Annotated in this window: 5 protein-coding genes; 2 read left to right on the forward strand and 3 right to left on the reverse strand. The window is 68.5% G+C overall.

The window, feature by feature from the left end:
• Nucleotides 1-3: 3 nt before the first annotated feature.
• Nucleotides 4-942, reverse strand: coding sequence for a 4-hydroxy-3-methylbut-2-enyl diphosphate reductase (gene ispH, locus AC3XYG_RS25340; RefSeq protein WP_489142645.1), 939 nt, complete (start codon nt 940-942; stop codon nt 4-6).
• Between the two features lie 239 nt (nt 943-1,181).
• Here ispH and dxs point away from each other — a divergent pair, with 239 nt between their 5' ends.
• Nucleotides 1,182-3,143, forward strand: coding sequence for a 1-deoxy-D-xylulose-5-phosphate synthase (gene dxs, locus AC3XYG_RS25345; protein ID WP_489142646.1), 1,962 nt, complete (start codon nt 1,182-1,184; stop codon nt 3,141-3,143).
• 45 nt (nt 3,144-3,188) lie between these two features.
• Complete coding sequence (locus tag AC3XYG_RS25350; RefSeq protein ID WP_489142647.1) at nt 3,189-3,809, forward strand: ABC transporter substrate-binding protein; 621 nt, start codon at nt 3,189-3,191, stop codon at nt 3,807-3,809.
• Between the two features lie 114 nt (nt 3,810-3,923).
• Here AC3XYG_RS25350 and AC3XYG_RS25355 read toward each other — a convergent pair whose 3' ends face one another.
• Nucleotides 3,924-4,775 carry an MlaA family lipoprotein gene (locus AC3XYG_RS25355; RefSeq protein WP_489142648.1) on the reverse strand — a complete coding sequence of 284 codons (852 nt, stop codon included), beginning with the start codon at nt 4,773-4,775 and terminating at the stop codon, nt 3,924-3,926.
• A 307-nt stretch (nt 4,776-5,082) separates the two neighbouring features.
• A partial coding sequence (locus AC3XYG_RS25360) for an MMPL family transporter (protein ID WP_489142649.1) occupies nt 5,083-7,202 on the reverse strand: 2,120 nt, incomplete at its 5' end.

The raw sequence follows: 7,202 nt of genomic DNA on the forward strand, positions 1-7,202 counted from the left end.
TGCCTACTCGGCAGGGACCGGCACGGTCAACTGGGAGGGGAGGCGGAAGCGGATGTTTTCGGCGACGCCACGCAGGGTCGAGACCTCGACCTCGCCGAAGCGTTGCAGAGTTTCGACGAGTTCTTGCACCAGGCTGTCCGGTGCCGAGGCGCCGGCGGTGACGCCGACGGTGTTCTTGCCGACCAGCCATTCCGGGTCGAGGCCCGAGGCGTCATCGATCAGGTAGCTCGGCACGCCGAGCTCGTCGCCGATCTCGCGCAGCCGGTTGGAATTCGAGCTGTTGCGTGCGCCGATCACCAGGAGGACATCGACGATCTGCGCCAGTTCCCGCACCGCGCCCTGGCGGTTCTGGGTGGCGTAGCAGATGTCCTTGGTATCAGGCCCGACGATCGCTGGGAACTTGACCTTCAGCGCGTCGATCACCGCCTTGGTGTCGTCGACGCTCAGCGTGGTCTGGGTGATGTAGGACACCTGCTCGGGGTTCGGCACCTCCAGCACGGCGACATCCTCGACCGTCGAGATCAGGGTGACGCCGCCGGGGATCTGGCCCGTGGTGCCCTCGACCTCGGCGTGGCCGGCATGGCCGATCAGGATGACGGTGCGATCTTGTGCCGCATACTTGCGGCCCTCGATATGCACCTTCGAGACCAGCGGGCAGGTGGCGTCGATCACCTGCAGCCCCCGCTGCTCGGCATCCGCCTCGACCGCCTGGGCGACACCATGCGCGCTGAAGATCGTGATGCTGCCGGCCGGAACCTCGTCGAGTTCGTCGACGAACCGGGCCCCCTTGGCGCGCAAGCTCTCGACCACGTGCCGGTTGTGCACGATCTCATGGCGAACATAAACAGGCTGGCCGTAGATCTCCAACGCCCGCTCGACAATTTCTATGGCTCGCTCAACGCCGGCGCAAAAGCCTCGGGGTTGGGCCAGGATGATCCGCATACGGCACCTTTGGGTCTGGCTTGGAAGCAGGGGGACGCCAGAGTGAATCGCTCTCATTTGAAACATACAACGCGTCAACTTCGTGTGTCACTACGCGTGACCATGACGGAACCGCAACGGAGATGTCCTCTTACCAATCGTCAAATTGCCCACCACCCGCAGATGTGCTTACTCTGTAGGCCGCCGGAGCGCGATATCGGGAAGATGCCTCCGCCGAGGAGATTTGGGAGCGACGTTTGATGGGACGACCCGGGACGGATAGTCGAACACCGCTCCTCGATCAGCTTCAGGGACCTGCCAGCCTCCGCAATATCAATGACGACGACGCGCTCAAGCAGATCGCGGACGAGCTGCGCACCGAGCTGTTGGATGCCGTCTCGGTCACCGGCGGTCATCTCGGCGCCGGCCTCGGCGTGGTCGAGCTGACCGTCGCCCTGCATGCCGTGTTCGACACGCCGAACGACCGGCTGATCTGGGATGTGGGGCACCAGGCCTATCCGCACAAGATCCTGACCGACCGGCGCGACCGTATTCGCACGTTGCGTCAGGCCGGCGGGCTGTCTGGCTTCACCCGGCGGTCGGAAAGCGAATACGACCCGTTCGGCGCGGCGCACAGCTCGACCTCGATCTCGGCCGGCCTCGGCATGGCCGTGGCCCGCGACCTGAAGGGCGAACAGCGCAACGTCGTCGCGGTGATCGGCGACGGTTCGATGAGCGCCGGCATGGCCTTCGAGGCGATGAACAACGCCGGGGCCATGGGCTCCCGCCTGGTCGTGATCCTCAACGACAACGAGATGTCGATCGCGGAGCCGGTCGGCGCGCTGAGCGCCTATCTGTCGCGGCTGATCTCGTCGCGGCCCTACCAGTCGCTGCGCCATCTGGTGCGCGACCTGACCTCGATCATGCCGTCGCCGGTGGCGCGCGCCGCGAAGAAGGCCGAGGAATACGCCCGCGGCCTGGTCACCGGCGGCACGCTGTTCGAGGAGCTGGGCTTCTCCTATATCGGCCCGATCGACGGCCACAACCTCGACCACCTGCTGCCGGTGCTGCGCAACGTCCGCGACTGGCGCGACCCCGGGCCGATCCTGGTCCATGTCGTGACCGAGAAGGGGCATGGCTACGCCCCCGCGGCGTCGACGGCGGACAAGCTGCATGCGGTCGCCAAGTTCGACGTGGTGACCGGCGCCCAGGTCAAGGCCTCGCCGAAGGCGCCGAGCTACACGGCGGTGTTCGGCCGCGCCCTGGTGGCCGAGGCCGAGGCCGATTCGCGGGTCCTCGGCATCACCGCCGCCATGCCGTCGGGCACCGGCATCGACATCTTCGCCAAGCGCTTTCCGGACCGCAGCTTCGATGTCGGCATCGCCGAGCAGCATGCCGTGACCTTCGCCGCCGGCCTGGCGGCCGAGGGGATGAAGCCGTTCTGTGCGATCTATTCGACCTTCCTGCAGCGCGCCTACGACCAAGTGGTGCACGACGTCGCCATCCAGTCCCTGCCGGTGCGATTCGCCATCGACCGGGCCGGGCTGGTCGGGGCCGACGGCGCCACCCATGCCGGCAGCTTCGACCTCGGCTATCTCGGCATGCTGCCGGGCATGGTCATCATGGCCCCGTCCGACGAGGCGGAGCTGATGCACATGGTGGCGACGGCGGCCGATATCGACGATCGCCCATCTGCAGTGCGCTATCCCCGGGGCGAAGGCACCGGCGTCGCCCTGCCGGCCCGCGGCGAGGTGCTGGAGATCGGCCGTGGCCGCATCGTGCGCGAGGGCGGGGGGCCGATCGCGATCCTCAGCCTCGGCACCCGGCTGCAGGAATGCCTCAAGGCGGCGGATGAGCTGGACGGCCTGGGCCTGGCCACCACCGTCGCCGACGCCCGCTTCGCCAAGCCGCTGGACACGGCCCTGATCGACCGGCTGGCGCGCGAGCACGCGGTGCTGATCGTGATCGAGGAGGGGGCGGTCGGCGGCTTCGGGTCGCATGTGCTGCACCATCTCGCCGTCTCCGGCGCGCTGGATGCGGGGCTGAAGATCCGGCCGATGGCGCTGCCCGACCGCTTCATCGACCATGACAGCCCCGCGGCGCAATACGATGCCGCGGCCCTCAACGCCAGCCATGTCGTGGCGACGGCGCTGGCGGCGATCGGAACTTCTCGCCACGCGGCCGGGTTGAAACCATCATTGGTTGGCCAGACCGCTTCGTGAGCTTGGTGGCGGCCGGCCACAACCGTCCTAGATCGGAAGATGACCATGCGCTCGCCTGTCCTTCATCGCCTCGCCGTGGCTCTCGCGCTGCTGCTCCCGCTTCCCCTCGCCGCGCCCGCCATGGCGCAGGCCGCGCCGCGCCAGGTGGTCGACACGCTCGACGCAGCGCTGCTCGACGTCATGAAGAATGCCGATTCGTTGGGCTTCCAAGGCCGGTACCAGAAGCTCGCACCGGCGCTGGACCAGGCGTTCAACCTGCCGCTGATGGCGCGAATCGCCGTCGGACCCGATTGGGCGGGCCTGAAGCCGGACCAGCAGCAGAAGATCATCGACGCGTTCCGCCGCTTCAGCATCACCACCTATGCCGCGCGTTTCGCCGGGTACAGCGGCGAGAAGTTCCAGGCTGAAGACGGCAAGGCCATCGCCGGCGGCGACCAGCAGGTCAACACCAAGCTGGTGCTCGGCACCGGCGGCAATGTCGCGCTGAACTACCGGCTGCGGGCCAACGGGCCGGGCTGGCAGATCATCGACGTCTTCCTGAACGGCACGATCAGCCAGCTGGCCAACTACCGTTCCGAGTTCGGGTCGACCCTGAAGACCGGCGGCGGGGATGCGCTGGTGAAGCTGCTCGAGACCAAGATCACCGAGCTGACACCGAAGAAGTAAGCTACGCGCGGCCTCTCCCGCTTGCGGGAGAGGCCGCGCAAAGACGCTTGGAATTCAGGATTGGTATGACATCTGATGCCCGGCGGCGGCATCGCCTCCGCCGGGCCGGATCGATCAGGGAATGTCCGGCAGCTGCGAGGACGGAACGTTGGCGCCGCCCTTGGCTGGCGCGGCACCCGCCGCACCACCGGCCGCCGGGTCGGTGTAGAGATCGCCGCCGGACGGGGCCGCGCCGCCATCCAGTTCGGCCTGACGGTACTGGCGGTACACGCTGCGCAGCGTGGCGTAGTAGTCGACCGAGTTGCGCTCCAGGTCGTCGGTGGCATCGACCGCGCGGGAGCGGACATCGATGCCCTTGGCGACGAACTGGCCGATGCTCGCTTCGATCGGGATGTCGACGATGTAGCCCCAGGGGCTGCTGACCGAATCGACCGCGAAGCCGACGGTGTCGCGCGGGTTCGACGGGCCGAGCAGCGGCAGCACCAGGTACGGGCCTTCGCCGACGCCCCATGTGTACAGCGTCGCGCCGAAGTCGCCGGCCGGCTGGCGGACCACGCCGCGCGGCGTCGCCACGTCGAAGAAGCCGCCGAGGCCGAAGGTCGAATTGGCCAGGAAGCGCAGCAGGGTCTTGGCGGCCGCGACCGGCTCGCCCTGCAGCACCTTGTTCAGGAACACCACCGGCTCGCCGAAGTTCTGCATCGCATTGTGCAGCCCGTCGCGGGCGAATTCCGGCACCACATCGCGATAGGCGATGGCCACCGGGCGGATGGCGTTCTTGTCGATCGCCTGATTGATGCCGAAGATCGTCCGGTTCATCGGTTCGAGCGGATCGTTGATCCGGTCGAACTCGGCGCGCTGGGCGGGGTCGGTCGGCGGCGTGGCGCAGCCGCTCAACGCCGTGGTGGCGAGCAGCGCGGCAATGCCGAGAGCTAGGGTGTTAGAGGATCCACGTGAGCGCGTCGGCATGTCCGGTCCGATCCCGTAAGTACTATCGAAAAGTCGGTGGTTTATTCGTGACGGAGCGCCGGAGAAATCGACGGTTCCGCCCGCTGTCTGAAGCGATCCGACATATAGCCGTCTCACGACAGAAAGCTTTACGCAATAGTAACAATATCCTGCCAGTCCCGTGCCAACAACCTTCCAACGGAAAGCTTTGTTCCGTCGGCTTCGAAACGGCACCGATCCGGGCCGCAACCACCGCCTCGGCCGGGGCTAGGCCCAGCCATTCCGGCCCGAAAGCCGCGATGATCGGCACGGCCTGTGAAGGGCGGCTTCACGGTCCGGTGCCGCCCCCTGCGGCAGGAGCGCGCGGTGGGCCCAGCAGCGCCGGCATCACCGTCAGCACCGACAGCAGGGTGAAGCCCAGCTCGATCGTCAGCAGCTCGCCCATGCCCGCGGTGCCTGGATGGGGCGACAGCCACAGGCTGCCGAAGGCCGACGCCGTGGTCAGGGCGCTGAACACGACCGCGCGGGTGGTGCTGGATTGCAGCGGGTTGGCACGGCCGGCACGCCAGTTCATGACGAAGTAGATGTCGAAGGCGACGCCGATGCCCAGCAGCAGGGGCAGGGCGATGATGTTGGCGAAATTGATCGGCAGGTTCAGCACGACCGTGCTGGCCAGCGTCAGCAGCCCGGCCAGCAGCAGCGGCGCCAGCGCCAGCAGCACGTCGTGCAGCCGCCGCAGCGTCACCGCCAGCAGCAGCCCGATGATCACGGTGGCCAGGATGCCCGCGGTGACGAAGGCGCCGACGATGGTTCGGCTCGATTCCTGGATGGTCACCGCCGTGCCGGTCGCGTGCGGCGCGACCACATGCACGGTGTCGACGAATCGCTCCATCACGGCGTTGTCGGTGGCATCGCCGGCCGGGAACACCGACAGGCGCGCCTGGCCGCCGGGGGCGACCCAGGTCTCGACCAGGTCCTTCGGCAGGTCGGCCAGGGTCACCGGCTGGGCCGACAGGATCAGCCGCAGCCGGTCCAGCGTCAGCGGCAGCGGGCCCAGCAGCGCCTCGCCTTCCCGGGCCAGGGTGGCGGCATCGGCCTTGGACAGCTTGTCCAGCCCGTCGGCCAAGCGGCGCTCCGGGCTGTCCGCCTCGGGCGCGATCTGCCGCAGGGTGTCCGCGGTCTTGGCGGCGGCGGCGCGCAGGGCGTCGTCGGTGGGCGGATCCTCCGCCGCGGGGGCATCCAGGGTCGGGCCGATCAGCAGCGCCAGGTCGGACAGGATCGCCAGCTTGTCCGGCTGGTCCTCGGGCACGAAGCTGTTCAGCGACAGCACGGTCGACACCTCGGGCAGGGCCTCGAGCTTCGGCGTCAGCGCCGCCGCCGCCGCGACCGACGGGGTCAGGACGTCGATGGTGTTCGGCGTGGTCAGCGGATCGTGCATCAGCTGCAGCATTGTCGACGCCGATTCGCTGCGTGGATCCACCAGGTTCAGCGGGTTGAAGTCGAAGCTCAGCCGCGGGATCAGGGCCAGCGACCCCAGGGCCAGCGCGGCGGCCCCCGCCATGACCAGCTTCCGGTGGGCCAGCAGGAAGCGGTCGATCGGGGCCAGCACGGTCCAGCCGACCTCGGCGCGCTCGGCCCGGACCGGCAGCACCGCCAGCAGCGCCGGCAGCAGGGTCAGGTTCAGCGTCACCGCGATCAGCATGCCGAAGCCGGCGATCAGCCCCAGCTCGGACACGCCGCGATAGGCGGTCGGCAGGAAGGCGAAGAAGCCGCTGGCGGCGGCGAGCGAGGCCAGCACCAGGGCGCCGCCGACCCGGCGGATGGCGGCGCTGGTGGCGGCGTGGGCGTCCGGGGCATGGCTGCGTTCGGCCCGCACGGCGATGCATAGCTGGACGCCGAAATCGACGGCGATGCCGACGAACAGCACGGCGAAGGCGACCGAGATCAGGTTCAGCGCGCCGACGGTCAGGGCGGCGAAGGCCGCGGTCATCAGCAGCCCGACGAACAGCGTGATCATGATCGCCGCGGTCATCGCCGGGGACCGCAGGGCCAGCAGCAGCAGCCCCAGCACCAGCACGATCGACACCGTGGTCGAGATGCCGATGCCCTGGCTGACCGAGGCGAACTGGTCGTCATTGATCGCGATGTTGCCGGTCTGGCGCACGGTGACGCCGTAATCCGGGGTCAGGTGCAGCCTCTCCGCCGTCGCGCGGACGAAGTCGGTGGCCTTCTTGCCCGGCTGCAGCGCGCCGTAATCCAGCACCGGCTGGGCCAGCACGAAGCGGTATGGACCGGCGGCATCGAGCAATTTGCCGCCCAGCAGGCGCTGCCACGACAGCGGCTGCGGATGGCCGGCGGCGGCCATCGACAGCGCATCGTGGAACGCCGCCATGGCCGGATTATCCGGCGTCAGGTCGGCCTGCACCTGATCGACGCCGATCGCCAGCA

The organism is Inquilinus sp. (assembly GCF_057815775.1).

Excerpts from the sequence above, each read along its gene's own strand:
- ispH (WP_489142645.1), bottom strand. The coding sequence starts at position 942 with ATGCGGATCATCCTGGCCCAACCCCGAGGCTTTTGCGCCGGCGTTGAG.
- dxs (WP_489142646.1), top strand. The coding sequence starts at position 1,182 with ATGGGACGACCCGGGACGGATAGTCGAACACCGCTCCTCGATCAGCTT.
- AC3XYG_RS25350 (WP_489142647.1), top strand. The coding sequence starts at position 3,189 with ATGCGCTCGCCTGTCCTTCATCGCCTCGCCGTGGCTCTCGCGCTGCTG.
- AC3XYG_RS25355 (WP_489142648.1), bottom strand. The coding sequence starts at position 4,775 with ATGCCGACGCGCTCACGTGGATCCTCTAACACCCTAGCTCTCGGCATT.